The organism is Larkinella insperata, assembly GCF_026248825.1.
GTDB lineage: Bacteria > Bacteroidota > Bacteroidia > Cytophagales > Spirosomataceae > Larkinella > Larkinella insperata.
Genome location: NZ_CP110973.1, coordinates 1,505,542 through 1,529,594, shown reverse-complemented (window position 1 = coordinate 1,529,594; position 24,053 = coordinate 1,505,542). Strand labels below are relative to the sequence as shown.

At 55.2% G+C, this 24,053-nt stretch carries 18 protein-coding genes; 9 read left to right on the top strand and 9 right to left on the bottom strand.

What is annotated here, in order from left to right; translation table 11 throughout:
• Positions 1 to 41: 41 nt before the first annotated feature.
• The 6 genes from OQ371_RS06160 to OQ371_RS06135 all read right to left on the bottom strand — a co-directional run bounded on the left by OQ371_RS06160 (position 42) and on the right by OQ371_RS06135 (position 9,336).
• Positions 42 to 617 (bottom strand): YdeI/OmpD-associated family protein, encoded by a 576-nt coding sequence (locus OQ371_RS06160; protein WP_265992908.1) that lies wholly within the window; start codon positions 615 to 617, stop codon positions 42 to 44.
• 5 nt (positions 618 to 622) lie between these two features.
• The gene (locus OQ371_RS06155) at positions 623 to 2,620 is read right to left on the bottom strand and encodes a heavy metal translocating P-type ATPase (protein WP_265992907.1); all 1,998 of its coding nucleotides are present in this window, start codon (positions 2,618 to 2,620) and stop codon (positions 623 to 625) included.
• A 5-nt stretch (positions 2,621 to 2,625) separates the two neighbouring features.
• Positions 2,626 to 3,246, bottom strand: a complete 621-nt coding sequence (locus OQ371_RS06150; protein ID WP_265992906.1) for a hypothetical protein — start codon at positions 3,244 to 3,246, stop codon at positions 2,626 to 2,628.
• A 12-nt stretch (positions 3,247 to 3,258) separates the two neighbouring features.
• Positions 3,259 to 4,497, bottom strand: coding sequence for an efflux RND transporter periplasmic adaptor subunit (locus tag OQ371_RS06145; protein WP_265992905.1), 1,239 nt, complete (start codon positions 4,495 to 4,497; stop codon positions 3,259 to 3,261).
• A complete protein-coding gene (locus OQ371_RS06140) occupies positions 4,494 to 8,903 on the bottom strand; it encodes a CusA/CzcA family heavy metal efflux RND transporter (protein WP_265992904.1) in 4,410 nt (1,469 codons plus the stop codon). The genes OQ371_RS06145 and OQ371_RS06140 overlap by 4 nt, the downstream gene beginning before the upstream one ends.
• A 103-nt stretch (positions 8,904 to 9,006) precedes the next feature.
• Entirely contained in the window at positions 9,007 to 9,336 is a 330-nt protein-coding gene (locus OQ371_RS06135; RefSeq protein ID WP_265992903.1) for a DUF6660 family protein, read from the bottom strand.
• A 306-nt stretch (positions 9,337 to 9,642) separates the two neighbouring features.
• Here OQ371_RS06135 and OQ371_RS06130 point away from each other — a divergent pair, with 306 nt between their 5' ends.
• Complete coding sequence (locus tag OQ371_RS06130; RefSeq protein ID WP_265992902.1) at positions 9,643 to 10,812, top strand: MFS transporter; 1,170 nt, start codon at positions 9,643 to 9,645, stop codon at positions 10,810 to 10,812.
• Positions 10,813 to 10,905: 93 nt separating this feature from the next.
• Here OQ371_RS06130 and OQ371_RS06125 read toward each other — a convergent pair whose 3' ends face one another.
• Positions 10,906 to 11,673 carry a glycerophosphodiester phosphodiesterase gene (locus tag OQ371_RS06125; RefSeq protein WP_265992901.1) on the bottom strand — a complete coding sequence of 256 codons (768 nt, stop codon included), beginning with the start codon at positions 11,671 to 11,673 and terminating at the stop codon, positions 10,906 to 10,908.
• A gap of 165 nt (positions 11,674 to 11,838) precedes the next feature.
• Positions 11,839 to 12,987: a glycoside hydrolase family 18 protein gene (locus OQ371_RS06120; protein ID WP_265992900.1), complete on the bottom strand. Its 1,149-nt coding sequence runs from the start codon at positions 12,985 to 12,987 to the stop codon at positions 11,839 to 11,841.
• Between the two features lie 204 nt (positions 12,988 to 13,191).
• Between OQ371_RS06120 and OQ371_RS06115 the strand changes: the two genes are divergently transcribed.
• From OQ371_RS06115 to OQ371_RS06100, 4 genes are all read left to right on the top strand, one after another.
• Complete coding sequence (locus tag OQ371_RS06115; protein ID WP_310586616.1) at positions 13,192 to 13,836, top strand: CatB-related O-acetyltransferase; 645 nt, start codon at positions 13,192 to 13,194, stop codon at positions 13,834 to 13,836.
• A gap of 421 nt (positions 13,837 to 14,257) precedes the next feature.
• Complete coding sequence (locus tag OQ371_RS06110; protein WP_265992899.1) at positions 14,258 to 15,073, top strand: AraC family transcriptional regulator; 816 nt, start codon at positions 14,258 to 14,260, stop codon at positions 15,071 to 15,073.
• Between the two features lie 74 nt (positions 15,074 to 15,147).
• Complete coding sequence (locus OQ371_RS06105; protein ID WP_265992898.1) at positions 15,148 to 15,774, top strand: NAD(P)-dependent oxidoreductase; 627 nt, start codon at positions 15,148 to 15,150, stop codon at positions 15,772 to 15,774.
• Between the two features lie 90 nt (positions 15,775 to 15,864).
• On the top strand, positions 15,865 to 16,305 hold the full coding sequence (locus OQ371_RS06100; protein ID WP_265992897.1) for a VOC family protein: 441 nt from the start codon (positions 15,865 to 15,867) through the stop codon (positions 16,303 to 16,305).
• 35 nt (positions 16,306 to 16,340) lie between these two features.
• Here OQ371_RS06100 and OQ371_RS06095 read toward each other — a convergent pair whose 3' ends face one another.
• Positions 16,341 to 16,784, bottom strand: a complete 444-nt coding sequence (locus tag OQ371_RS06095) for a GNAT family N-acetyltransferase (protein WP_265992896.1) — start codon at positions 16,782 to 16,784, stop codon at positions 16,341 to 16,343.
• A gap of 341 nt (positions 16,785 to 17,125) precedes the next feature.
• On the opposite strand from OQ371_RS06095, the gene OQ371_RS06090 reads away from it, so the two are divergent.
• The 4 genes from OQ371_RS06090 (at position 17,126) to OQ371_RS06075 (ending at position 23,919) form a co-directional block, all read left to right on the top strand.
• Positions 17,126 to 17,812, top strand: a complete 687-nt coding sequence (locus tag OQ371_RS06090) for an RNA polymerase sigma-70 factor (protein ID WP_265992895.1) — start codon at positions 17,126 to 17,128, stop codon at positions 17,810 to 17,812.
• A gap of 64 nt (positions 17,813 to 17,876) precedes the next feature.
• Positions 17,877 to 18,875 carry a FecR family protein gene (locus tag OQ371_RS06085; protein WP_265992894.1) on the top strand — a complete coding sequence of 333 codons (999 nt, stop codon included), beginning with the start codon at positions 17,877 to 17,879 and terminating at the stop codon, positions 18,873 to 18,875.
• Between the two features lie 32 nt (positions 18,876 to 18,907).
• Positions 18,908 to 22,390 carry a SusC/RagA family TonB-linked outer membrane protein gene (locus tag OQ371_RS06080; RefSeq protein WP_265992893.1) on the top strand — a complete coding sequence of 1,161 codons (3,483 nt, stop codon included), beginning with the start codon at positions 18,908 to 18,910 and terminating at the stop codon, positions 22,388 to 22,390.
• A 23-nt stretch (positions 22,391 to 22,413) separates the two neighbouring features.
• Positions 22,414 to 23,919 carry a RagB/SusD family nutrient uptake outer membrane protein gene (locus OQ371_RS06075; protein ID WP_265992892.1) on the top strand — a complete coding sequence of 502 codons (1,506 nt, stop codon included), beginning with the start codon at positions 22,414 to 22,416 and terminating at the stop codon, positions 23,917 to 23,919.
• The last annotated feature ends 134 nt before the right edge of the window (positions 23,920 to 24,053 follow it).

Genomic DNA, 24,053 nt, shown 5'->3' with positions numbered 1-24,053 from the left:
CACCCATGTTAACCATTCTACGGGTTAATTCAAACCCGCCCTTACTCGCCGTTGCGCCGGAATGGGGCGACTTTCCGGCTGTTGGCGGAGTCTTCGATGAGGTCGGCTAACCGTTTCTGTCGGGTAGTTTCCTGTTTGGCACCCATCACCCAGTGGATCGCTGATTTTTGGTACGACGGAACCTGTTTCTGGAAGAACTGCCACGCCGGTTCATTTGCTTTCAACCGGGCTTCGAACTCTGCACTCAGTTGCCAGTCGGTTTGCTCGTGGGTATACAAGCCGGCCCTTTTTAAATCCCGCTCCTGAAAAATTGTTAAACCAGCGGACCGGACCAGCCCCTGCTCCATGAGTTCACCGATGCGTTTGATGTTGACGGCACTCCAGATGCTTTTGGCTTTGCGGGGGGTAAACCGGATTTGGTAGCTGGTGTCGTCGATGGATTTGCGAATACCGTCGATCCAGCCGAAACACAGAGCTTCATCGACCGACTGCGGCCATGTCATGCTCGGCTTGCCGGAGCCCACTTTGTAGAAACCCACCACCAGTTCCTTCTCGGTGCTATGATTTTCTTCCAGCCATTGCCGAAACTCGGCCGGCGTTGCAAAAAAAGTTGCCATGGGTGTTAAAATTTCAGATTCTGGACCCGCACAGCGTTCAGGATTGCCAGCAAAGCAACGCCCACATCGGCAAAAACCGCTTCCCACATCGTAGCCACGCCACCCGCGCCCAGCAGCAGCACAATGGCCTTGACGACCAGCGAAAGCGTGATGTTCTGCCAGACGATCTGCCGCGTCGCTTTCCCGATTTTAATCGCCGTGGCAATCTTCGAGGGCTGGTCTGTTTGAATCACCACGTCGGCGGTTTCAATCGTTGCGTCGGAACCGAGTCCGCCCATCGCGATGCCCACGTCGGCCAGCGCCACCACCGGCGCATCGTTCACACCGTCGCCCACAAAAGCCAGTTTTTGCTTTGAATTACCCGTCAGCGCCTGCTTCAGCCGTTCCACTTCCCGAACTTTATCTTCCGGCAGCAAATCGCCAACGGCTTCATCGACGCCCACTTGCTGGGCCACGGCCTGCACCACCGCCGATTTGTCGCCCGACAGCATGACGGTTTTCAGCCCCATGCGGTGCAGTTGCTTTACCGTGTCGGCGGCATCGTCCTTCGCCTGGTCGGCAATCGTGAAATACCCGGCAAATTGCCCGTCGATGGCCACTATCACCACCGTAAACGGAATGGAGGTCAGGCTCTCGTCAAACGAAACGTTGAATTTTCGGAGCAGTTTGGCGTTCCCGGCCAGCACGGTTTTTCCGTCGACGGTTCCTTTTAAGCCGTGACCGGGGATTTCCTCCACGTTTTCCACTAGCGGCATTGTTGCACCGGATTGGGCGTAAGCGAGAATCGCCGTGGCTACCGGGTGCGTTGATTTGCTTTCCAGAGCTGCCGTTAGCCGGATTAATTCCTGCTCCGAACTACCGTTCGCTTGTACCTCCTGCACCTTGAAAATCCCCTGCGTCAGCGTGCCGGTTTTGTCCATCACCACGGTTTTGACCTGCGTAATCAGGTCCAGAAAAACCGAGCCCTTGAACAGAATTCCCTGCCGCGACCCCGCACCAATTCCGCCAAAATAGCCCAGCGGAATGGAGATCACCAGCGCGCATGGGCAGCCGATCACCAGGAAAACCAGGCCGCGATACAGCCAGTCCTGAAAGCGGTAATCCGCAACCAGAAAGTACGGAACGACCGTGATCAAAACCGCCAGTGCGCAGATAATCGGGGTGTAGATTTTTGCAAAACGGGCAATGAACTCCTGCGTCTGGGCCTTGCGGCCGGTGGCTTCCTGCACCAGTTTCAGAATGCGCGACAGCTTGGAATCCTGGTAGCGCGTCGTCACCTCCATTTCGGCCAGCGTTTGCCGGTTGATCATCCCCGCCAGTACGTCTTCGCCTTTGGTAATGGTGCGCGGAACGCTCTCGCCGGTCAGGGCTGCCGTATCGAACGAGCCGGTTTCGGACTGCATCTTGCCGTCCAGTCCCACTTTTTCACCCGGCTTAATCTGAATGACTTCTCCAATCGTCACCTGAGCGGCTTTAGTCAAAACGGCTTTTCCGTCGCGCAGGACCGTCACGGTATCGGGCCGCACGTCGAGCAGGGCTTTGATGGAACGACGTGCCCGCAGCACCGCAGCATCCTGAAACAGTTCGCCGATGGTATAAAATAACATGACGGCTACCCCTTCGGGGTATTCACGGATGGCAAAGGCACCGACGGTTGCGACGCCCATCAGGAAAAACTCGGTAAAAATGTCGCCCTTAAGGATGTTCATGATGGCTCGGCGCAGCACCGGCCAGCCGACGGGCCAGTATGCCGCCAGGTACCAGCCAAACCGCCACGGATCACGAAACCAGCCGGCGTAGTGGTCCAGCAAAATACCGCCCAGCAGTAACACCAGACTGATTACCACCGGCATGTATTCCCGGAAACCTTCCCAGGCGGAATGGGCGTGGCCCGAACCCGCGTTTTCGGCCGCGTTGGATTCGGTTTCGACCAGGTCCAGCGCACCGTGGTCGTGATCATGATCAGGGCCGTCGTCGTGGGAATGATGGTGATGGGTTGCCATATCGTTTACAGTTCGATAAAAAAGTTGAGGATGCCGAGGGCAATCAGAATACCACCGGTGATCTGTTTTTCGTGGTGCTCGAGCCAGTGCCAGTGCAATTTTGCCAGCCCCCGGAACGACAGAGCCGTCAGTCCGACCATGCAGCCAATCGTGACAATGGTGTAGGCAATGCTCAGCGTGGTAATGGCGGGCCAGCCCAGCGTTCCGGCGGTAAAGAAAAACGTCTCGATTTCCAGACAGGGCGAAAGCAGCATCGCAACGGCTAGGGTGCCAATGATGGTGCGTTTCGACCGGCCCGATAACCCTTTCGGAACGTGTTCGTGGGCGCCGTGCGGATTATGGACCGCGAAATACACCAGCCCCATGAAAATCAGGATCAGCGACGCAATCCAGCGGGTCTGGTCTTCCAGCCGCTCCGACAGTTCGACGCCGATGGCGCCAATCAAAACGCCCAGAACGACGGTGCTAAGCGTATGAAAAAAGCCGCTCAGAGCCGCCACGCCCAGCGTTTCGCGCAGGGTCCAGCTTTCGCTTCGCCCGATGAGGGCCACCGGAAGCCAGTGATTCGGAATGGCCGCGTGCACGGCTCCGAGCAAAATACTACCAACAAGCAGATTAAATAACATGAAAATAATTCGTTAATGAACGTGACCGCCCGCTTCTTCCGAGTTGTTCAAGACAGAATGCAGGTCGTAGGCTCCGGCCACCACCACCTGAGCGCCTTTCCGGACCGTTGCGGGTAAGGTGACGGCCTGAAAACCGTTTTCCGCCACGCCAGCCTGTACTGCCACGGGCCGAAACTGGTGGTGAACCGCGCCTTCGTGTTCTTCTCTTCCTTCATAAACAAAAACCTGCGAAACCGTTCCCGCTTTTATGACCGCACTTTCCGGTAAAGCCGGTTGCGGAGCCGACTGCGTTTCGATCAGGGCCTTCAAAAATGTGCCCGGCCGGAGCGCGGCATCCGGTTTTTCCAGCGCGGCAAACACCTTTACGGTCCGGTCGGTCCCGGTTTCTCGGTTGATGTACCGGATCCGCGCAATGCGTTCCCGATTCCTGGGCCCGCCGTTTTCGCCGATCACCGAAAGCTGCACCCGCTGCCCGACCTGTACGTTGGCAATATCGCCCTCAAAAACCGTTAATTCAGCATAAAGGCCGGCGGTATTGATCAATTCAAACAAAATATCATTGGCGTTGACGAACCGGCCCCGGTTTACGTTCACTTCGGTCACCGTGCCCGTAATGGGCGACCGGACGGCGACGGTGCGCGTTATTTTTCCTTTCGCCAACTCGCCCATCGACACCCCCAGCAGGGCCAGTTGCTGCCGCAGTCCTTCGGCCCGGGAGCGCAGAATTTTGACCTGCGATGTGGCCTGCTGAAAGGTTTTGAGCGTTCCGACGTTTTCGCGGCTCAGTTCGCGCTGGCGTTCGTATTCCTGTTCCTGAAATTCGAGTTGGCTGGTGGTTTCCAGGTATTCCTGCTGCAACCGGATAAACTCCGGATTTTCGAGCATTGCCAGCAACTGCCCCTGTTTGACGGCCTGACCCGGAAGCAGGGGGGTGGACGTCAGGATGCCGCCGTAGGGCGTCGAAACCGACACTTTCTGCTGGGGGGGCACGTTGATCATTCCGTTGACCCGAATGAGGTTGCTAAGCGTCCGCTCCTCCGGGCTACCGAGCCGGATACCAACGGTTTTGAACTGCTCGTCGGTCAGTTCGACCAGCCCTTCGGCGTGTTCCTCGTGCTCGTCGGTATGGTCTTCTCCTTGTTCGGGATGCCCGTCGGCGTGAGCCTCGGTATCCGTTTGCCGGTTACAGGCCGAGAAACCAAGGACGGTTAGCAGTAGGAGAAAGAGATTGATTTTCAGAATGTTTTTCATGGTTCGGTACTTCCCAGGAGGTATTCAAGGTTGATGATGGTCTGATTCAGGGCGTTCAGGGCGGCCAGGTAACCCGTCTGAATGGTGCTCGCCGTTCGCAGGTTCTGGAACAGTTCGATGTATCCAATCTCCCCGGCGCGGTAGGCTCGGTCGGCCTGTTGCCGGATCAGCGCGGCTTGCGGCAGGGCGGATTCCTCGTAATAGGTCAGCGTCTCGCGGTTTTTTTTGTGGGTTTGCAGGAGTTCCGCAAACGCTCCTTCCAAGTTGCGCCAACGGGCCGCCCACTGCGCTTCGGTGCGCTGCTGGCCCAACTCGGCCGCCCGAACCCGCGCCCGCAACGGTTTGGCGACAAGCGGAATTGAAATACCCACCTGCCCATACGTAAACCGATCAACGCCCGTGTAAAACCGGTCATTTCCGTTGATGGTCTGAATCCCCCGCAGCGACTGGTTGACCACGTTGATCGAGTAATCGGGTTTCAGCCGGGACCGCTCCACGTCGGTTTCGCGCCGGGCAATTTCGATCTGCTGGCGCAGCAGGGCGAGTTCGGGGTTCTGGGTCAATGCCGCCGAATCCGGCAAACGAAGCGCCCGGGCCGTCAGTACCGAATCCGCAATTTCCGGTAGTTGATCAGTTCCGAACAGCGTTTGCAGCCGCCGGGACTCAATTTGCTGATCGGCCCGGTTCTGAATCATCGTCATCCGGAGTTGCCGGGCTTCGACCTCGGCGGCTGTCTGCTCCAGCAGTGACCCTTCGCCCGTGCGTCGCCGAACCCCCGCAGCCCGAACGACGGCGCTCAGCAAGCTGTCCTGCCGAGTTAGTTCCCGGTGGAGCGTTCGCCGGTAAACCAGTTCGTAATAAGCGGCTTTTACCTGAAAAGTCAATTCCTGCCGGGTGACGCGGCTTTCGGCTTGGGCACCGGCAATCCGGGCGTCCGCCAGCGCCTTCTGATTGCGAAGTAGCCCGGGCGCGGGCAGTCGTTGCCCGATTTGCAGCGACTGATCGACGTAGCGGCTGTTGTATTGACCCGCCGTTACTACGATGTCGGTTTTATCAATGGCTTTTGCCGTACCACTCAACGCCTGCTGGTAATCCTGGTTCAGCGTGGAAACCCGTACCTGCGGATTGTGCTGAAAGGTTTGATTCAGCGCCTGTTCCAGCGAAAACGGATTTCGCACGGTTTGGACCTGCGCGTGGCCGTTGGTCGAAACCGCACCGAGTCCCAGCGTCAGAAGGCCAATGACCGGCCAGCCGCCAGCCGCAACGGTTTTGGCGTTGGGCAGCAGCGAGGTATCTCGTTTGCCAAATCGTTTTTCCACCAGAAAATACAAAACCGGTAACACCAGCAAGGTAAGTAACGTCGCTGTCACCAGGCCGCCGATAACGACCGTTGCCAACGGTTTTTGCACTTCCGTCCCGGCGGTGTTGGACAGCGCCATTGGTAAAAAGCCAAGGGAAGCCACGGTGGCCGTCATGAGCACGGGCCGGAGCCGGATGCGGGTTCCCCGGAAAATCGCCTGTTGGAGGTCGGTGATGCCGTTGCGTCGCTGGTCGTTGAATTCGGCCAGCAAGACAATACCGTTCAGAACGGCCACCCCGAACAGCGCAATGAAACCGACGGCCGCCGAGATGCTGAACGGCATCCCGCGCATCCACAGGGCCAACACGCCCCCAATGGCCGCCAGCGGAATGGCCGAGAAAATAAGCAATGCCTGGCGCAGGGAGTGGAATGTCAGAAAAAGCAGCAGAAAGATAAGCCCCAGCGCCACCGGAACCGCCACCTGGAGCCGTTGCTGGGCTTCAACCAGGTTCTCGAACTGCCCGCCGTAGGTTACGTAATACCCAGTCGGGAACTGGATTTGCTGACCTATTTTGCGGTGGAGTTCGGTGACGACGCTTTCCACATCGCGGCCGCGCACGTTGAAACCGATGGTGAGCCGGCGTTTGGCATCTTCGCGCTGAATCTGGTTGGGTCCGGGCACCAGTTCAACCACCGCAATTTCCGAGAGTGGAATGGGCGGCCCGTCGGCGCTGGCAACGGTCAGAGCCTGCACGTCGTTGATGTTCCGCCGGTTTTCGCCCGCCAGCCGAACCACCAGGTCAAACCGGCGCTCTCCTTCGTAAACCAGGCCCGCGCTTTCTCCGGCAAAAGCCGTGCTGATGGTTCGGTTAACGTCTTCGACCGACAGGCCGTAGCGCGCCAGGGCTTCACGGTCTAATTTCACCACAATCTGGGGGAGGCCCTGCACCTGCTCCACGTATAAATCGGTGGCTCCCTCGACACTGCTGATCAGGCCACTGATGCGTTTTGAAAGCCGGGTTAGCTCGTTCAGATCTTCCCCGAATACTTTCACGGCTACATCCTGTTTTGCTCCTGAAATCAGTTCGTTAAAACGCATTTGAATCGGTTGCTGAAATCCGAACGTCACGCCCGGTATGGCTTCCAGGGCTTCGGTCATTTTTCCGGCCAGCTCCTCGCGATCCGACGCGGTGGTCCATTCCGAGCGGGGTTTCAGGATGACCATCATGTCGGCGGCTTCGATGGGCATCGGGTCGGTGGGGATTTCGCCCGCGCCAATTTTGCTGATCACCTCTTTGACTTCCGGAAATTTTTGCAGCAGAATCCGCTCGGCCTGCGTGGTTTTCTCGATCGTCTGGCTCAGCGACGAACCGGTCAGAACGCGGGTTTCCACGGCGAAATCTCCTTCGTCGAGCGTCGGAATAAATTCACCCCCGAGCGTTGTAAACAGCCAGCCCACGCCCAGCAATAGCAAAGTCGCTACGGCCAGTACCACGGTTTTCCGACGCATAACAACCTGAATGACGGGTTCGTACAGGCGGAGAAAAAAGTCCATTAGCCGGTCGGAAATGGTCCGTTGGGCTGTCGTCTGTTTATTCAGCATCAGCGCCGACATCATCGGTACATACGTCAGCGAGAGGATGAACGCACCGGCGATGGCGAACCCGACGACCTGCGCCATCGGCCCAAACATCTTGCCTTCAATTCCCGACAGGGCAAGGATGGGCAGATAAACAATGAGAATAATGAGCTCGCCGAAAGCCGCCGAGGTGCGAATCCGGCTGGCCGATTCAAAGACTTCCTCGTCCATCTGTGCCTGCGTCAACCGACTTATTTTACGTAAACCCAGGTGGTGAACAGTCGCTTCGACGATGATGACGGCACCGTCGACAATCAGGCCGAAGTCGATCGCGCCCAGACTCATGAGGTTGCCCGATACGCCGAACACCTGCATCATGCCAACAGCAAATAGCATCGACAGCGGAATCACCGACGCGACGATCAGCCCGGCCCGCCAGTTGCCCAGAAACAGAATGAGTACGAAAATGACGATCAGCGCCCCCTCGATCAGGTTGCGGGTAACGGTATGAATGGCCCGGCCCACCAACTTGCTCCGGTCCAGAAATGCGTGGATATCAACCCCTTCGGGCAGCGTTTTGCGAATCTGCTCCATCCGGTTTTTGACCCGTTCGATGACCTGGTTGGCGTTTTCTCCTTTCAGCATCAGCACCAGCGCGCCCACGGCTTCCCCCTGTCCGTTGCGGGTCAGGGCGCCGTAACGGTTGGCCGAACCGTATTGCACGCTGGCCACGTCGCGGATTAGAACCGGCACTCCGCCCGGTGTCCGGCGAATGACGATCCGGCCGATGTCGGCCAGACTGTCAACGAGTCCTTCCGAGCGGATGAAGTAGGCATTCGGTTTTTTGTCAATGTAAGCGCCCCCGGTGTTCTGGTTGTTGCGGGACAATGCCGTGAACAAATCGCCGATGCTCAGGCCGTACGAACGCAGCCGGTCGGGGTCGATGGCAATTTCATACTGTTTCAGCAAACCGCCGAAGCTGCTGACGTCAGCCACGCCGGGCGTTCCCAGCAACTGCCGCCGAACCACCCAATCCTGCAAGGTGCGCAGTTCGGTTGGGGGATACTTATCGGTGTAACCCGGTTTGGCGTAAATGACATACTGGTAGATTTCGCCCAGCCCGGTTGTCAACGGAGCCATTTCGGGTTCGCCGGTTCCTGCCGGAATCTGGCTGCGGGCCGACGAAAGCCGTTCACTGATCTGCTGGCGCGCCCAGTACAGATCGGTTGTTTCCCCAAAAACGATGGTCACGACCGACAGCCCAAAACGGGAGAACGAGCGAATCTCGGCGATTTCGGGAATGGTCGCCATGGTTTGCTCAATCGGAAAGGTAATCAGCCGCTCAACCTCGGGAGCCGCCAGCGCGGGTGATCGGGTGATGATCTGAACCTGGTTATTGGTGATGTCGGGCACGGCGTCGATGGGCAACCGGCTGAGCGAATAACCGCCCCAGATCACCAGCCCCAACGTCAACAGGCCAATAATGAGTTTGTTCTGAATGGAAAATCGGATGATGGAATCCAGCATACCGTAGAGAAAAATAGAAGATAAGAAAGCGATTTACACCCGCCATCGGGGGCGGGCAATGCAACCCGGTTGCACAGAACCGATTGGGCGCACGTATCCTATCTCAGCCGAGCTGGGGCGGCTGCCAGAAAGAAAGTGGGGCAGTTGGTAAGGTTGGTACTGAAGTTGTGTACCGGGGAGAAGCAAACGAAAAGACCGCAAAGGCAAACTGAAAATCCGGGCCGGGTTCGAGCACCGTACCGCAGCAGGCGCACCCGCAAAAGGGAGAGCACAGATCGGCGCCGGGATTGCCGTCGTCGTGCTGGTGGTCGTCGCTGGCAAGCGTCGCTGTTGCCTGTTTGTCGGCGCGCACCTTCAGGCATCCGTCGGCGCAGGGCCAAACGGATAAAAAAAGCAGGTGGACGCTCATCAACAAGCAAATCAGAGACTTCATGCGGCAAAGCTACCCGAAAAACTCGTGCAACAGGTAGTCATAAATGCATCAGGCTCTAAAAAATGCTGCTAGTACTTACCCCAAGTCCGCTGGACTCGCGAGGGTAATTGACAAGCTTTTTGTACATTTTCTGTAACAGATACGAAACGTTTTAGAATTGACTAAATCAAAGAACTTAATTGAGAGAGTTTTGATTATGTGGTTGCAGAAAAATGCTTTTAAGTGCTGTAAAATAAAGCTATTTTTGCCGCCGTTATTCGTTAAACGAAATCTGAATACAACCTGAAATATTGACTTTTTCCTAGAATGAATTTTACAGTTTTTCAACTTCCCTCGCCATCACTCTCCACGCGTAGTGTACGCCGGATGGCTGTGGGCACTATGTTCTTCCTGCAAGGGTTGTCGTTTGCCAGCTGGGCGTCCCGGATTCCAAGCATTCAGCAGACGCTGGGCTTGTCGGATGCGGCATTGGGCGGAGTTCTGCTGGCTCTTCCGGCTGGTCTGATGTTGTCGCTCCCGATTGCGGGCTGGCTGACAGCCAAAATCGGGAGCCGTAAAGTCGCTACGCTGGCGGTTGGCCTTTACGCAATCACCTTGCTGACCCTGGGGTTGGCGCAAAGCACCCCGCAACTGATGGGCTGTCTGTTCATGTTCGGGCTGTTTGGTAACATGGCGAACATTTCCATCAACACGCAGGCCGTGGGGGTTGAGGCCATGTACAATCGGCCGGTGATGGCGTCGTTTCACGGGCTGTGGAGTCTGGCGGGTTTTGCCGGAGCCATGCTCGGAGCGTTCATGATTGGCGCGGGTATTGTTCCGTATCAGCATTTTGCGGCCGTTTTGTTTCTCGCACTGGCGCTGCTGGCCGTTGCTTCCCGGTATATTTTGCCCGAAGACGTTAATACCAACGGCGATCAGCCCATTTTTGCCAAACCGGATAAAACGCTGTTGACGCTGGGCATTATTGCTTTCTGTGCCATGATCTGCGAAGGCGCTATGTTTGACTGGAGCGGTATTTATTTCAAAAAAGTGGTGATGGCTAACAAATCAATGGTTGGCGCTGGGTACACGGCATTCATGAGCACCATGGCAATGGGCCGTTTCATTGCCGACTGGTTTGCGACCCGCTACGGCCTGAAGCGGACGCTGCAAGTGAGCGGTGTGCTGATTGCCGCCGGTTTGCTGACGTCGGTTGCTTTACCGTATCTGGGCACGGCGATCCTCGGCTTTTTCCTCGTGGGTTTTGGTGTGTCGTCGGTGGTGCCGCTGGTGTACAGCGCAGCCGGAAAGTCAACGGTCATGTCGCCGGGCGTGGCTTTGGCTGCGGTTTCAACCATTGGTTTTCTGGGCTTCCTGATTGGTCCGCCGGTAATCGGTTTTGTGGCGGGTTGGTCGAGCCTGCGGCTTTCGTTCACCATCATCGCCGGCATGGGCCTATGCGTTGCGCTGATGGGCGGTAAGGTAAAAGGAGAATAAAGAGAAAAGACAAGAGAGGTGAGATAATAAGAAAGAGGTGAGAAGAAAGATGGTTGATACACTTTCTTCTCACCTCTTTTTTCTTCTAAAAAATTACTTCGTCAGCGTCAGCAATTTTTCGGGTTCGTCGGTCGTGATGAAATCCGCTTTGCGTTCCAGGAGCCAGTTCATGGTGTCCGGGTCGTTGACGGTCCAGACGTTGACGGTCAGCTTTTTCTGGTGCGCATCCTGAATCCAGTTTTCGTTTTTCTTCATGATGCTGTGGTGGTAATCCAGGCCGTATAAACCGTCGGCGGCCAGTTGTTCCGGGGTTTTGTCGCCCATCAGATAGGCCACATTGGCTGAAGGGTCCAGTTCTTTTACTTTCTTGCAAACGTCGTAATCAAAGCTGATGTAATCGACCAGCTTCCGGCCTTTTTGGGCTTTAACGGCCTGCACGCATTTTGTCGCCAGGGCCAGCGAGTGTTCCTTGCTGACTTTCGATGCTTTGATTTCGAGAATCAGACGGGTTTTCTTCTGTTTCAGACCTTCTTTCAGGTAGCTTTCCAGCGTCGGCAGTGACTCGCCGTTGCTGAGTTTCAGGGCGTTGATCTGGGCCGCGGGGGCAGTTTCGAGATTGACGCCCTGCAGGTCGTGATCGTGGTTGACCACCAGTGCTGAATCGGCGGTCATGTGCACGTCGAACTCACTGCCGTAGCAACCCAGTTTGATGGCCTGTTGCAGCGAGGCAATCGAGTTTTGCGGAGCGCCGGTGTTTTTCCAGGCTCCCCGGTGGGCGATTACTTTGGTTTGGGCCATGCTCGGTAAAGTAGAACAAGTGAGCAAAACGGCGGCAATGGCGGTATTGAAGACGATTTTCATACGAATAAGCAAATTGACTTCGCAAAAGTAAACGAGATGGGGTCAATCAAGCCGGGTACTTGCTAAAATTCAGCACGCCATTTCAAGATATAATATTACGGTAACAAAAGCGGAGCTCCGTAAAAAAAAGACCGGGAAGTTTTGATGTTCTCCCCGGTCCACTCGTTACTTGGCCAGCTCCCGAACCAGCACGTCCAGCAGCTTGTCTTTCTTGTAATCCAGCGGATACTCCCAGAACATGGCACCCGCCAGCCCCTTGGATTTCACGTACTCAATTTTGTACACCATCGACTCTTTGTCGGCGTAGGAAATAAACGTACGCGTTTCCGGATTCCACAGATAGGGCGCTTTGGCTTTGTCGTCCCAATACCGGGTGTAACCGTTTTTGTTAATGTAATTATCCACTAGGTCATAATAATTAGGGCTCATGTGCTTGCCCGCCGACGGCTGAAAAAGTCCCTTGTTGACGGGATTAACATCCGTCCAGCCGCGTCCGTAGAAAGGCAGGCCGAGCACAATTTTGCCGACCGGAACGCCCGCTTTAATGTGACCGTTGACGGCATCGTCTGAACTATTGCGCGACCGGTCGCTCAGCGCCGATTGGTACAGCGGACTGTGGTGGCCGGTTTTTTTATCATTGCCGTGGTACAGGTCATACGTCATGATGTTCACGTAGTCGAGGTATTTCTGCGCGTTGCCCAGCTCGGTGTGGTTTACGAACGCCGTATCGCCCCCGGTGGCAGCCGTCAGCAGGTAATGCCGGGCAGCCGGGCGGTTGTCTTTTTTGCCCTGCGCGTCGAGTTGGTCACGCAGTTCCTTCAGCAGCAGCGTAAAATTCTGCTTGTCGACCGGCCGGAAAATGTTGTTTTCGCCAATCTGATCGGGGTATTCCCAGTCGATGTCAACCCCGTCGAGCCGGTGTTTTTTCATGAACGAAACCGCGCTGTTGGCGAATTTCCTGCGGGAAGCCTCCGTCAGGGCCGCATCCGAGAAATACCGGCACCCACCCCAGCCGCCGATCGAAATCAGGATTTGCAGGTCTTTATTAACGATTTTGAGAGAATTCAACGTGGCAAGGTTGACAGAATCCCGAGCTTTGATGGGGGCCAGTTCGCCATTTTCGGCCGGTACGGCAAAGGCGTAGTTGATGTGGGTTAGCTTCTGGGCTTCAATGTCGTTTTTGGTCCAGCCGCCCCCACCCACGTAGCCGATCAGGACATATTTTTTGGGCTTCGACTGCGCCAGGACGGTTTTGGAAACAAGAGAAAACTGGCAAAAAAGAGCCAGCAGGGTTAACGCGTGAAATCGTTTCATCAGAAGGTTAGTAAGAAATAAAAGAGTACTGAAACTGTAAAATTAACAGGAGGGGCGGAACCCGCAAAGCGCTCCGAAAAAGCCGCCCTTTTCGCCGGAACGTTGCACAAAAACCTGCCGGATGGATGAACGTGATTCACCCGTCACCGGACCTTTGGGTTGATTTTACCGCTCTGACGCCGTATTCTTGCCAAAATCTTTCTGATGATGGCACTTGTCGATCCGTCTACTGTTTTTCCGCTGGCCGGTTATGAGCGGTTGTGTTTCCTGAAAAATGTGGTCAGGCATCCGCAGGTTACCGTTGGCGATTATACGTATTACGATGACTTTGAGTCGGTCGAAAATTTTCAGAAAAACATCCGCTACCTCTTTGATTTTACCTGCGACCGGCTGACGATCGGCAAATTCTGCATGATTGCGTCCGGCGTGGAATTTATCATGAACGGGGCCAATCACCTGGTGGATGCGGTCAGTTCGTATCCCTTTGCCATTTTTGGCGGGGACTGGGCCACGGCGATGGACGGCAAAGCGTACCCGGTAAAAGGGGATACCGTCATTGGCAACGACGTCTGGCTGGGGTACCGGGCCAGCATTTTACCCGGAGTCACGATTGGCCACGGGGCCATCATCGGTTCCTATTCGGTTGTCACCCGCGACATTTCGCCCTACAGCATTGTTGGTGGCAACCCCGGGCGGATCATTCGCTCCCGATTTAAAGAAGAAACCGTTGCCGAACTGCTGGAAATCGCCTGGTGGGACTGGCCGCTGGAAAAGATTACGCGTTACGCCGGATTGCTGACGGGCAACGTAACCGATTTTCTGGCCGCTGTGCGCAGCGATCCCACCTAACGGTTTTCGTCATCCATTCAATCCCCGGCGGCCACAACCCCAGAATGGCCGGCGCTTCGATCAATTAATAGGGCTTCAGGCGCTGCTCTGGAAACTGATGTAACAAAAAAAGCCAGACGCTTTCGTCGTCTGGCTTCTGTTCACTCAATGGGTAAGGATAATTCACGTTTCCGTCCATATCCTTACTTCGAGTGAGAGATATACTAATAACAAGAAACAGGACAAGTTGTTTCAAAGGTTGAAAAATGGCGGCAAAATTTTTCAAAATTATTTTGGAGCATTTATCAAATGCGGAGCGTCCGGCGTGGAACGGGCCACGCGTTTTGGCAAAACTGGACATGAGAAAATAGCCGCTCAACACCTATCGGTTGCGTTATGGTTTTCATTTCAATAGCTTCGGGAACACCTAACGGCAAACGGCATGGTACAGCCACTCATCAATCGCCACGCGGCTTTGCGACCATACCTGAAAGACATTCTGGTTCTGGAAGGTTGTGAGCACGTCATCTCGTCGAATTCGTTCCGGTTTTTTGCCGATGGCTGCCCGGGCATTTTCTTTCAGCAGTCGGAACAGGGCCTTTCGCTGAATGAGGATTATTATTCGTCTCTATCCGTTTTTCTGTATGGGCAAACGCTAAAACCGGTGCACATGACAACCGGTGGGCGGTTCCGGATCCTTATTTTTTTGCTGCATCCCTACGCCATCCGGCCGTTGCTGGGCATCAAAGCCGATGAACTGACCGACACCTGTTTTGATCTGGGCCCGTTGCCCACCCTTTCCGGGGTTCCGCTGCTGGAAGGTCTTTCTCACACCGATTCGGTAACCGAACAAGCCGAAACGATAGCATCCTGTTTACTCCGAATGCTCCAGCTCAACCATCCCAAAGCCGATCGGATGCTGGATTTTGCCGTCAGCCGGATTCAGGTTTCCAACGGTCATACGTCCCTCCCGGAGTTGCAGAAAACCCTGGCCGTATCGGAACGAACGTTTGAGCGACGGTTTGAGCAGTACGTTGGCATTTCTCCCCGCCTGTTTGCCCGAATCTGCCGGTTTCAATCCACGCTCCGGCAATTGAACAGCCGGAGTTACGAGAAGCTATCCGATGTTGCCTTTGACAACGGTTACGCTGACCAGTCGCACTTCATTCGCTCTTTCAAGGAATTTACCGGTTTTTCCCCGCTGAATCTGCACCGGTTTGCCGACCCGTTTGCCGAAAACCGGTCTTTTATCTACTAAATTGCGGCTGTCGGTTTCGTTCTATTTCGGCCTGTGAAGCTCAGCTAGTTTTGTCGCAACAAACGACAACAACTATGAGACTCATCATCTTTGGATCAACAGGAAGTGTAGGGCGCCTGGTCGTTGCTCAGGCGCTGGCTCAGGGACATACCGTTACGGCTTTTGCCCGCAATCCGGCGGTTTTGCAGGATCTGCCACCGGCGCGGTTGACCATTCACCAGGGCGATGCGTTAAACCCCGCGTCGGTGGAGCAGGCGGTAAAGGGTCACGACGCGGTTGTGTGTGCGCTCGGGGCCGGACGCAAAGGAACGGTTCGCTCAGAAGGAACGAAAAACATCATCCGGGCAATGGAGAAAACCGGTACCAAACGGCTCGTTTGTCAGACGACTCTGGGAGCGGGCGACAGCAGGGGCAACCTGAATTTCTTCTGGAAGTACATCATGTTTGGTTTTTTGCTGAAAGAAGCGATGAAAGACCACGAATTGCAGGAAAAGTACGTCCGGCAAAGCAACCTCGACTGGACCATTGTTCGCCCGGCGGCTTTTACGGATGGGGCGGCAACGGGAAACTACCGGCACGGGTTCTCCGGCGACGCCAAATCGCTGACCCTGAAAATTTCCCGCGCCGACGTAGCGGGCTTTCTGCTGACGCAATTGACCACCGACGAATACATGAAGAAAACACCGGGGCTATCGTATTGATATGCAAAGGCGGACTACCTTCGCAAACCGGAGCTATTCCGCAGGCACCCCGCCCGCTTATGCCGTTAACAACGAAAAGACAACCTTTCAATGCAACAACGAATCAGTGTGATTACGCTCGCGGCTGACGATTTGCCGGCCATGCGACAATTTTACGTGGAGACGCTCGGCTGGGAGCCGGTTGCTGAAAATCAGGATATTCTGTTTATCAAATGCAACGGCTTTCTGTTTAGCATCTGTAAAAAAGAACAACTCGCTCCGCTGATTGGCGTCAAGCCCGACGGAACGGGTTTTCGCGCTTTTACGATCAGTTACAACGTGCCGACCCGAGCGGAGGTTGATGAATGGTTTGCGAAATTGAAAGCGCGAAAGGTAGCCCTGTATCAGGAACCGACGGAAGCGTTTTTTGGCGGCTACTTCTTTTATTTCTCCGATGTGGAAGGCAACGTTCTGGAAATTGCCTACAACCCCTACATTCCGCTGGATGAAGCAGGCAATGCCCTGACGCATAACAGCATCGCTGATTTGTAAACGAGCATTTCCGGAACCCTGGTGAAGGGCAGCGGCTACTTCACCAGGGCCATGTGCAGGATTGGGAACGGTTTGCCGGCGGGGTCCACCTCCGAGCGGCTCAGAACCTGAAAACCCCGGTGTTTATAAAAACCGACAGCCTGCGGATTATCTTCGTTGACGTCTACTTTTGTGGCCTCCAGTTGGTGAATGGCGTAATCCATGAGCGTTTTCCCGATCCCTTTCCCCATAGCCGCCGGGTGAACAAACAACATCTCAATTTTGTCCTGCGCCGTTCCCAGAAAACCCATCAGGTTACCCTGCTCATCCCGCACGCCCACCAGGGCAACGGTTTTCAGGTATTCATTCAAAATCAGGGGTTTGAAGAATTGAATATCTTCTTCCGTCAGAAAGCGATGCGTTGGCCGCACGGAAGCTTCCCAAACGTCCACAACTTCAGGATAGTCCGTCGGCGCAAGGGCAGTGATAAGCAGTTGCATGGATAATGAACGTAAAATGGCTCCGGTTTTACACCGATCTTCAGATCTGTTTTCAGGAGAAAGATCCCGCGCTGTAAAGATCAGGCAATTCCTTCCAGAAGGCCCTCAAACGACTGCAAAGTATCGCATAACTCCCAATTTGCCAACACCACCGTCCAACGTCCGGCTTTTCTGGCGGACGAAAACAGAACGGTGTCTGACAACCCGTCTGAGGGGTCTAATCAAGTTATTTTAACTTTTTTCAGATTTTTTTAAAAAGAACTAAGGTGGTTTTGGGTGAAAGTTGTCTTTATAAATACAGAATTGACTTTTAGAGGGATAATTAAGGTTACGCCAGGACTATGCAAGCTCACCCAAGAATCGATTTCCCCAGTCAGCAACTTCCGCTAAATACAACACCGCTGGATCAAAATGATCCAGATGATGGACTGGACGGAAAACCGGCGCTCAACGATACGGAACTGTTTATCCGGCGGACGTTTGAAGAAAATCCGCAGAAAGGCTGTGAACTGCTGTTTCGGCGATACCATCAGGCGCTGTGCAGCCACGCCGTGCGGTACGTGTACTCGAAAGAAACGGCGGAAGATCTGGTGAGCGATGTCTTCTGTAAGTTCTGGAAAACCCGGGCCTACGCAACCGTCACTTCGTCGTACCGCCTTTACCTTTTCCGCAGCGTCCGGAACGAAGCCTACAACTACCTCCGGCTGGAGTTTCAGAAGCTTGACGGCATTGAAACCGCCGAGGTTCGGGAGGGGGCGCTCAGCCAGCGGCCGGATCAGGTGCTTCAGTTTGAAGAAGTGGCGCACAAACTCGAATCGCTGGTGGAATCGCTGCCTCCGCAGTGTCGCAAAGTATTCCTGCTGAGCCGGTTTGAAGGCTGTAAGTACCAAGACATTGCGACGGAGCTGGGCCTTTCAATCAAGACTGTTGAGGTGCACATGGTAAAAGCCCTGAGCATCGTCCGGCGCGGGCTGAAAGACCACTGGCTGGTGGTTGTTTCGGCGCTGGGTCATTCGCTTTTCCTCTAATGCTGTCCGTCTCCCTTATTGCTCATCAACTGGAGTCCTACGCCTTAAACACTTGTGATGAAATATGGACTATGAAGTCAACAAACATTTGATTTTTAGCTACTTCGGCCGAACGGCATCTCCGTTGCAGCGGGAATTGATTGCGCAGTGGCTACGGGATGAAAAAAACGAGGAACAGTACTACAAATGGCTGGAAGAGTGGGAGACCAGCCACCCGCAGTACCGGGCCCAGACCGACGCAGCGCATCAGCGGTATACGGCTTTTTTAGCCAGTAACCCCCAGACCGATGAAGCCCCGGAATCGCCCGAACTGCGGAAAGATGCGCCCTGGAGCCGGCGGCAATGGTTGGTGGCGGCTTCGCTGCTTTTTCTGCTGAACCTGGGGGGGCTGGTGTTTCAGGATCAGCTGCTCTACCAGACTTACGAAACGGCCTTCGGCGAAACCCGCTCGCTGCACTTATCCGACGGCAGTCAGGTATTGCTGAACGCCAATTCCAGCCTGCAGGTGCCCCGCTGGGGGTTTGGCGGCCGAACGCGCGACGTGTTGCTGACCGGTGAAGCCAGCTTTGCGGTGGCCCACACAGCGGATCACAAAAAGTTTGTGGTGAAAACGGCCAAGGACTTCGAGGTGGTTGTGCTGGGTACCGAGTTTACGGTTTTTGCCCGCAAACGGGGTACCCGCGTCACGCTGAACAAAGGGCAGGTGCGGCTGAACTACCGAACCGGAACCACCCGGCAACAGGTAACCATGAAGCCCGGCGAACGGGTAACGCTCGATTCGCAGAACCACCTTGCGCTGAAAAAAGTCAGTACCGCGCAACGGCTTCCCACCTGGGATGAAAAACGATTCGTGTTTGAAGAAACGCCCTTGCAGGAAGTCGCTGATCTGCTGGAAGATAATTACGGTTTGGAGGTCAGTATTAATGATTCCGTACTGGCCAACCGCCGGCTGATGGGCTCGTTTCGGGCCGACAACGTCGATCAGTTGCTGCAATCGATTTCCGAACTGCTGGACGTTAACGTCGTCCGTCAGGGCCGTCAGGTTCAATTAAACAGCCACTAAGCCAATCTCTATATCCCTTACCCTTTATTGTTATGACCAACTCTATTAAGAAAGTTTCCAAAACGGGGCTCCTGCTTACCCTCCTGCTGCTGAACTTTCAGCCGGGCTGGGCGCAGTCTGACCTGCTGGCCAGCAACCCGCAGCAACGGAACCGTCGGGTTTTTGCCCGAGCACCCCGCCAGCTCAAGGAGGTGCTGACAGAACTGAAAACGCGTTACCGCGTCGATATTCTTTTTGAAGTACAGGCCGTTGAGGGCGTTTCCGTGACGGGCGAACCCATCCGGCCCGATGTTAGTCTGGAGAAGAACCTGAGCGCTCTGTTGCGGCCGATTGGGTTCCGGTATAAAAAGGTAAACGCCAGTTCGTATCTGGTGATCAGCGAAAGGAAAAGCCCCCGAACCGCCGGACTCGATGCTTCGCTTTCGATGGCCCAACTCGTTGCCCAGGCATCAACCGGAGCCGAAAAGCTCCCCGAAGCCACCGGTGCGCCAACCGCGGTTATGGTGGTGGAAAAAAACATCAGCGGTTCGGTGAAAAGCGAAACCGGCGAGCCACTGCCCGGCGTCAGCGTGGTGGTGAAGAACACAACGCGCGGTACGTCCACCGACGGCGAGGGCAATTACAAACTCAACGTGCCGGATGACGCCACCACGCTGGTTTTCTCGTTTGTGGGCTACCTGAACCAGGAAGTAAACATCGGCAGCCGCACCACCATCAACGTGCAGCTCGCGCCCGATCAGAAAACCCTGAACGAAGTGGTGGTGGTCGGATACGGTGTTCAGAAGAAATCGGATTTAACGGGGGCCGTCGGAACGGTTAAAGCCGAAGTTCTGCAGGAGCGCCCGGCGGCTTCGCTGAACCAGGGGCTTTCGGGCCGAATTACGGGGGTGAACGTTTCGGTCAACTCGGGTCGCCCGGGCGGACGGGCCAACATCCGGATTCGGGGAAATACGTCGGTGAGTGTGGCCAACAACCCCCTGTACGTTATCGACGGGGTTATCCTGAACGCCAGCGGCCTGACCAACGGAAGTACGCCCATTGACTACATCAATCCGAACGACATTGCAAGTATTGAAGTCCTGAAAGATGCGTCGGCCACAGCCATTTACGGTGCCCGGGGCGCCAACGGCGTTATCCTGGTAACCACCAAGCGGGGTAGCCAGACCGGCGGCCGCGTAACGTACGACACCGACCTGAGCATTGGCGTGTTGCCCCGTAAGCTGGAATTGCTGAACTCCGAAGAGTTTTTAAGAGTCGAAGACATTGCCTACCAGAATGCCCAGAAATACGATCCCGTTGGCTGGGCGGGCGGTAAATACAAAGACCCGAAAACCAAGCGCACCAATCCGCTGCTGTTCGACGCCAACGGAAAGCCCCTGTACGACACCGACTGGCAGGACGAGGCTTTCCAGCAAGCCTTCACGCAAAACCACCAGCTCTCGTTTTCCGGCGGCAACGCCAACGACAGCTACGGGGTTTACCTTGGCTACCGCAACGAAAACGGTCTGGTGAAGGAATCGTGGCTGAAACGGTATTCTGGCCGGTTTGTGTTCGACAGCCAGCTCAAAAACTGGTTGAAAGTGGGCGGGAGCCTGAGCTACAACGATCAGAACGAGAACCAGATCGATCCGCTGGGCGCGGGCGGTATTATTGCCATGCGCCAGGTGCTGGAAGCGCTGCCCATCATTCCCGTCAAATACCCAAACGGGCGCTGGGGCGGCAACGAAGACTACCCCGGTATGGAAGGGGGCGGCAACCCGATCAACATCCTGAAAGAGCGGCTGAATTACATCAAAACCCAGACCCTGCTCGGCAACGTGTATGCCAACCTCAACCTGGCGAAAGGACTGGAACTGCGCACCACCGTCGGGGCCAACATCATCAACCAGCGGATTGATCTCTACAGCGGCCGCACGCTCAATTACATCTCCCGCAACCAGAACGGGATTGCCAGCGTCACCAACGAACGGCACAACTCCTGGCAATTTGAAAATTACCTGACCTACAACCGCCAGTTCAACAACATCCACTCGTTTACGGGGCTTCTGGGGCTTTCCTGGCAGCACGTCGACCGGTTTACGGCGGCCGCGTCAACCCAGAATTTTCAGGACGACTACTTCCTGTTCAACAACCTCGGAGCTGGCTCCAACCCGCAGGCTCCGAGTTCATCAGCGGTGGCGTACGGTCTGAACTCGTACTTCGGCCGGGTCAACTACGGTTTGAAAGACAAGTATTTGCTGACGCTGACCGGTCGGATTGACGGTTCGTCCAAATTTGGTTCCGAAAACCGCTACGCCTTCTTCCCGTCGGCGGCCCTAGCCTGGCGCGTGGCTGAGGAGGATTTCATGAAAGACATTCCGGCCATCTCGAACCTGAAAGTCCGGGCCAGCTACGGGGTAACGGGTAACTCCGAAATCACGGCGTATCAGGCTCTGGCCGGTATGGGCAACTATTCGGTGATCTTCGGCGGAGCACGGGCCATCGGTATCGGAATGGGGCGGCTGGCGAATCCGGACCTGCGCTGGGAAAAAACCCACCAGGTCGACGCCGGTATTGAACTGGGCCTGTTCCAGAACCGGATTGCGGTCGAACTCGATGTGTACCGCAAACTGACAACCGACATGCTCTTGAGCGCACCCGTGCCGTACAGCAGTGGTTATGAAACGGTTTCCAAAAACGTCGGCAGCATGGAAAACCGGGGAATCGAGCTTGCCCTGAACACCGTCAACGTCAACGCGGGTAGTTTTTCCTGGAATACGACCTTCAATATTTCGTACAACAAAAACAAAGTAATTGCCCTGACCGGCGGCTCCGACATTTTTGTGGGTTCAACGGTCGTGCGGGAAGGGCAGCCGGTGGGCTCGTTCTTCGGTTTCGTTCACCAGGGAACCTGGAGCACCTCGGAAGAGTCGGAAGCGACCAAATACCTGAAACGGCCGGGCGATGTGAAGTACCAGGATGTGAACCAGGACGGGGTCATCAACGACAAAGACCGCGTGATCATTGGGAAAGGAATTCCCGATATGTTTGGTACGTTCCTGAACACGTTTAAGTACAAAAACTTCGATTTGACGGTGGATTTGCAGTTTATGACCGGCAATGACGTGCTGTACCGCAGCGAACACTCCGCCGAAGACCGCACCGGGATTGCTAACAGCTTCAAAACCGTACTGAACGCCTGGACGCCCGAAAATCAGAATACGCCCATCGCTCAGTTGCGCCCCGTATCCGCTGGCTACAACACCAACGAAGATACGCACCGCGTCAAAGACGGTTCCTTCCTGCGGGGCCGGAACCTACTGTTTGCGTACACGTTCCCGTCTCAAACCGTCAGCAAGTTGAAGCTGAACCGGTTGCGGGCTTACGCGTCGGTGCAGAACTTTTTCCTGAGCACCAAGTATCCGGGTTATGATCCGGAAGTATCGACCACCGGCAACGCCTTCGACCAGGGAGTTGCGCTGTACGATTATCCGAAACCGCGCGTGTTTATGGTCGGTCTGAACATTGGTCTTTAACCCCCCCCTAACCTGTCATCACGATGAAACGAAACCTAAAAACCGTTGGACAATGGATGCTTTGCACGGCCCTGATGCTGAGCGGGGCCAGTTGTTCCGACTTTCTGGAAGAATCCGACCAGTCTAACTTCACGGTCGAGAACTATTTTACCAAACCCGAACACGCGACCAGCGCCGTCAATTCCATTTACGACGCTCTGAAAACCACCACCGGGGGCGGTTTTGGCGGAGCGCCCTGGATGATGCTCGAGTTTGCGACCGGGCTGGCCAACACCGAGCTAGGGCAGGCCGTCAACAGCATCTTCGTGCGCAACCTGGTCAACAACTCGGATAACGAATACGGTCGGGTGTACTGGGTCAGCAGCTACAAAGGCATCGGAAACGCCAACCTGGCCATTGCCAAAATTCCGGGTATTTCGATGGATGAAACCGCCAAGAAGAAGGTCCTGGGCGAAGCCCGGTTTCTGCGGGCCTGGTATTATTACAACCTGGTCCGGATTTTCGGTAAAGTTCCGCTCATTACCGAGCCCGTCGGATTAACGTCGGAAAACTTGTATCCGGAAGCCGCCACGGAAGAAGCCGTTTACAATTTAATCGTTGCCGATCTGACCGAAGCCGAAGCCTCCGGACTGCCGTACCTGGACAAAAGCGGTCGGGTGTCGCTGGGGGCGGTGAAGTCGCTGCTGGCGAGTGTGTACCTGACCATGGCCGGGTATCCGCTGCAAAAAGGGGCGGACTACTACAAGAAAGCCGCCGACAAGGCTAACGAAGTGATTACGTCCAACCAGTACAGCCTGTTCCCGTCGTACGATGATCTGCACGACCCGAGCAAGAAGAACACGGGCGAAAACATCTTTATGGTTCAGTTTGCCGCCAACATTCAACCGTCCAACTGGCAAACGTCCATCATTCCCTACAACCAGGGAATTTCGGCCTATTCCGATGAAACCGGGGCTATTTTCGCCAACAAAGAATTCGTTGAATCGTACGAAAAAGGCGACAAGCGGGCCGAAGAGAAGCAGTTTTACTACCGGACTTACACGCTGAGCGATAACCGCTCCCAAACCGTTGATCTGGGTGGGTATTACATCTACAAGCATTTCGACACAGCGGCTCAGCTAACCACCACCAGCAGCGATCTGAACTGGCCGCTGATGCGCTACGCGGAGATTTTGCTCATCTATGCCGAAGCCCAGAACGAGGTGAGCGGCCCCACACCGGAAGCCTACGAAGCCGTCAACAAAATCCGTCGGCGGGCGAACCTGCCCAACCTGACCGGGCTGACCAAGGAGCAGTTGCGGGAAGCGGTCTGGAGAGAACGCTGGTATGAACTGAGCTTTGAAAACAAAACCTGGTTTGACATGGTCCGGCTCCGGAAAGCGTTCAACGTAACCACGAAGAGCTTTGAAAACTACGTCGGTCACAAGTTTTCGTACGGCCCGGTTCTGAAAGAGCGCGAGTTGCTGTTTCCGATTCCCACGGCCGAAATCCGGAACAGCAACAAGCTGGTTCAGAATCCGGGTTACTAAGGTTTCGTGATCTGAACTCCGGCAGGAGCGACCTGAGTGCGCAACGCTCATTCGGTTGCTCCCGCCGGGGTTTGTTTCAAACCCGCAATACCGCGCTAAAAATGAGTTTCCAATAAATTTATGGGTATATTCGG

Coding starts and splice junctions, on each gene's coding strand:
- OQ371_RS06160 (WP_265992908.1), bottom strand. CDS start 617: ATGGCAACTTTTTTTGCAACGCCGGCCGAGTTTCGGCAATGGCTGGAA.
- OQ371_RS06155 (WP_265992907.1), bottom strand. CDS start 2,620: ATGGCAACCCATCACCATCATTCCCACGACGACGGCCCTGATCATGAT.
- OQ371_RS06150 (WP_265992906.1), bottom strand. CDS start 3,246: ATGTTATTTAATCTGCTTGTTGGTAGTATTTTGCTCGGAGCCGTGCAC.
- OQ371_RS06145 (WP_265992905.1), bottom strand. CDS start 4,497: ATGAAAAACATTCTGAAAATCAATCTCTTTCTCCTACTGCTAACCGTC.
- OQ371_RS06140 (WP_265992904.1), bottom strand. CDS start 8,903: ATGCTGGATTCCATCATCCGATTTTCCATTCAGAACAAACTCATTATT.
- OQ371_RS06135 (WP_265992903.1), bottom strand. CDS start 9,336: ATGAAGTCTCTGATTTGCTTGTTGATGAGCGTCCACCTGCTTTTTTTA.
- OQ371_RS06130 (WP_265992902.1), top strand. CDS start 9,643: ATGAATTTTACAGTTTTTCAACTTCCCTCGCCATCACTCTCCACGCGT.
- OQ371_RS06125 (WP_265992901.1), bottom strand. CDS start 11,673: ATGAAAATCGTCTTCAATACCGCCATTGCCGCCGTTTTGCTCACTTGT.
- OQ371_RS06120 (WP_265992900.1), bottom strand. CDS start 12,987: ATGAAACGATTTCACGCGTTAACCCTGCTGGCTCTTTTTTGCCAGTTT.
- OQ371_RS06115 (WP_310586616.1), top strand. CDS start 13,192: ATGATGGCACTTGTCGATCCGTCTACTGTTTTTCCGCTGGCCGGTTAT.
- OQ371_RS06110 (WP_265992899.1), top strand. CDS start 14,258: ATGGTACAGCCACTCATCAATCGCCACGCGGCTTTGCGACCATACCTG.
- OQ371_RS06105 (WP_265992898.1), top strand. CDS start 15,148: ATGAGACTCATCATCTTTGGATCAACAGGAAGTGTAGGGCGCCTGGTC.
- OQ371_RS06100 (WP_265992897.1), top strand. CDS start 15,865: ATGCAACAACGAATCAGTGTGATTACGCTCGCGGCTGACGATTTGCCG.
- OQ371_RS06095 (WP_265992896.1), bottom strand. CDS start 16,784: ATGCAACTGCTTATCACTGCCCTTGCGCCGACGGACTATCCTGAAGTT.
- OQ371_RS06090 (WP_265992895.1), top strand. CDS start 17,126: ATGCAAGCTCACCCAAGAATCGATTTCCCCAGTCAGCAACTTCCGCTA.
- OQ371_RS06085 (WP_265992894.1), top strand. CDS start 17,877: ATGGACTATGAAGTCAACAAACATTTGATTTTTAGCTACTTCGGCCGA.
- OQ371_RS06080 (WP_265992893.1), top strand. CDS start 18,908: ATGACCAACTCTATTAAGAAAGTTTCCAAAACGGGGCTCCTGCTTACC.
- OQ371_RS06075 (WP_265992892.1), top strand. CDS start 22,414: ATGAAACGAAACCTAAAAACCGTTGGACAATGGATGCTTTGCACGGCC.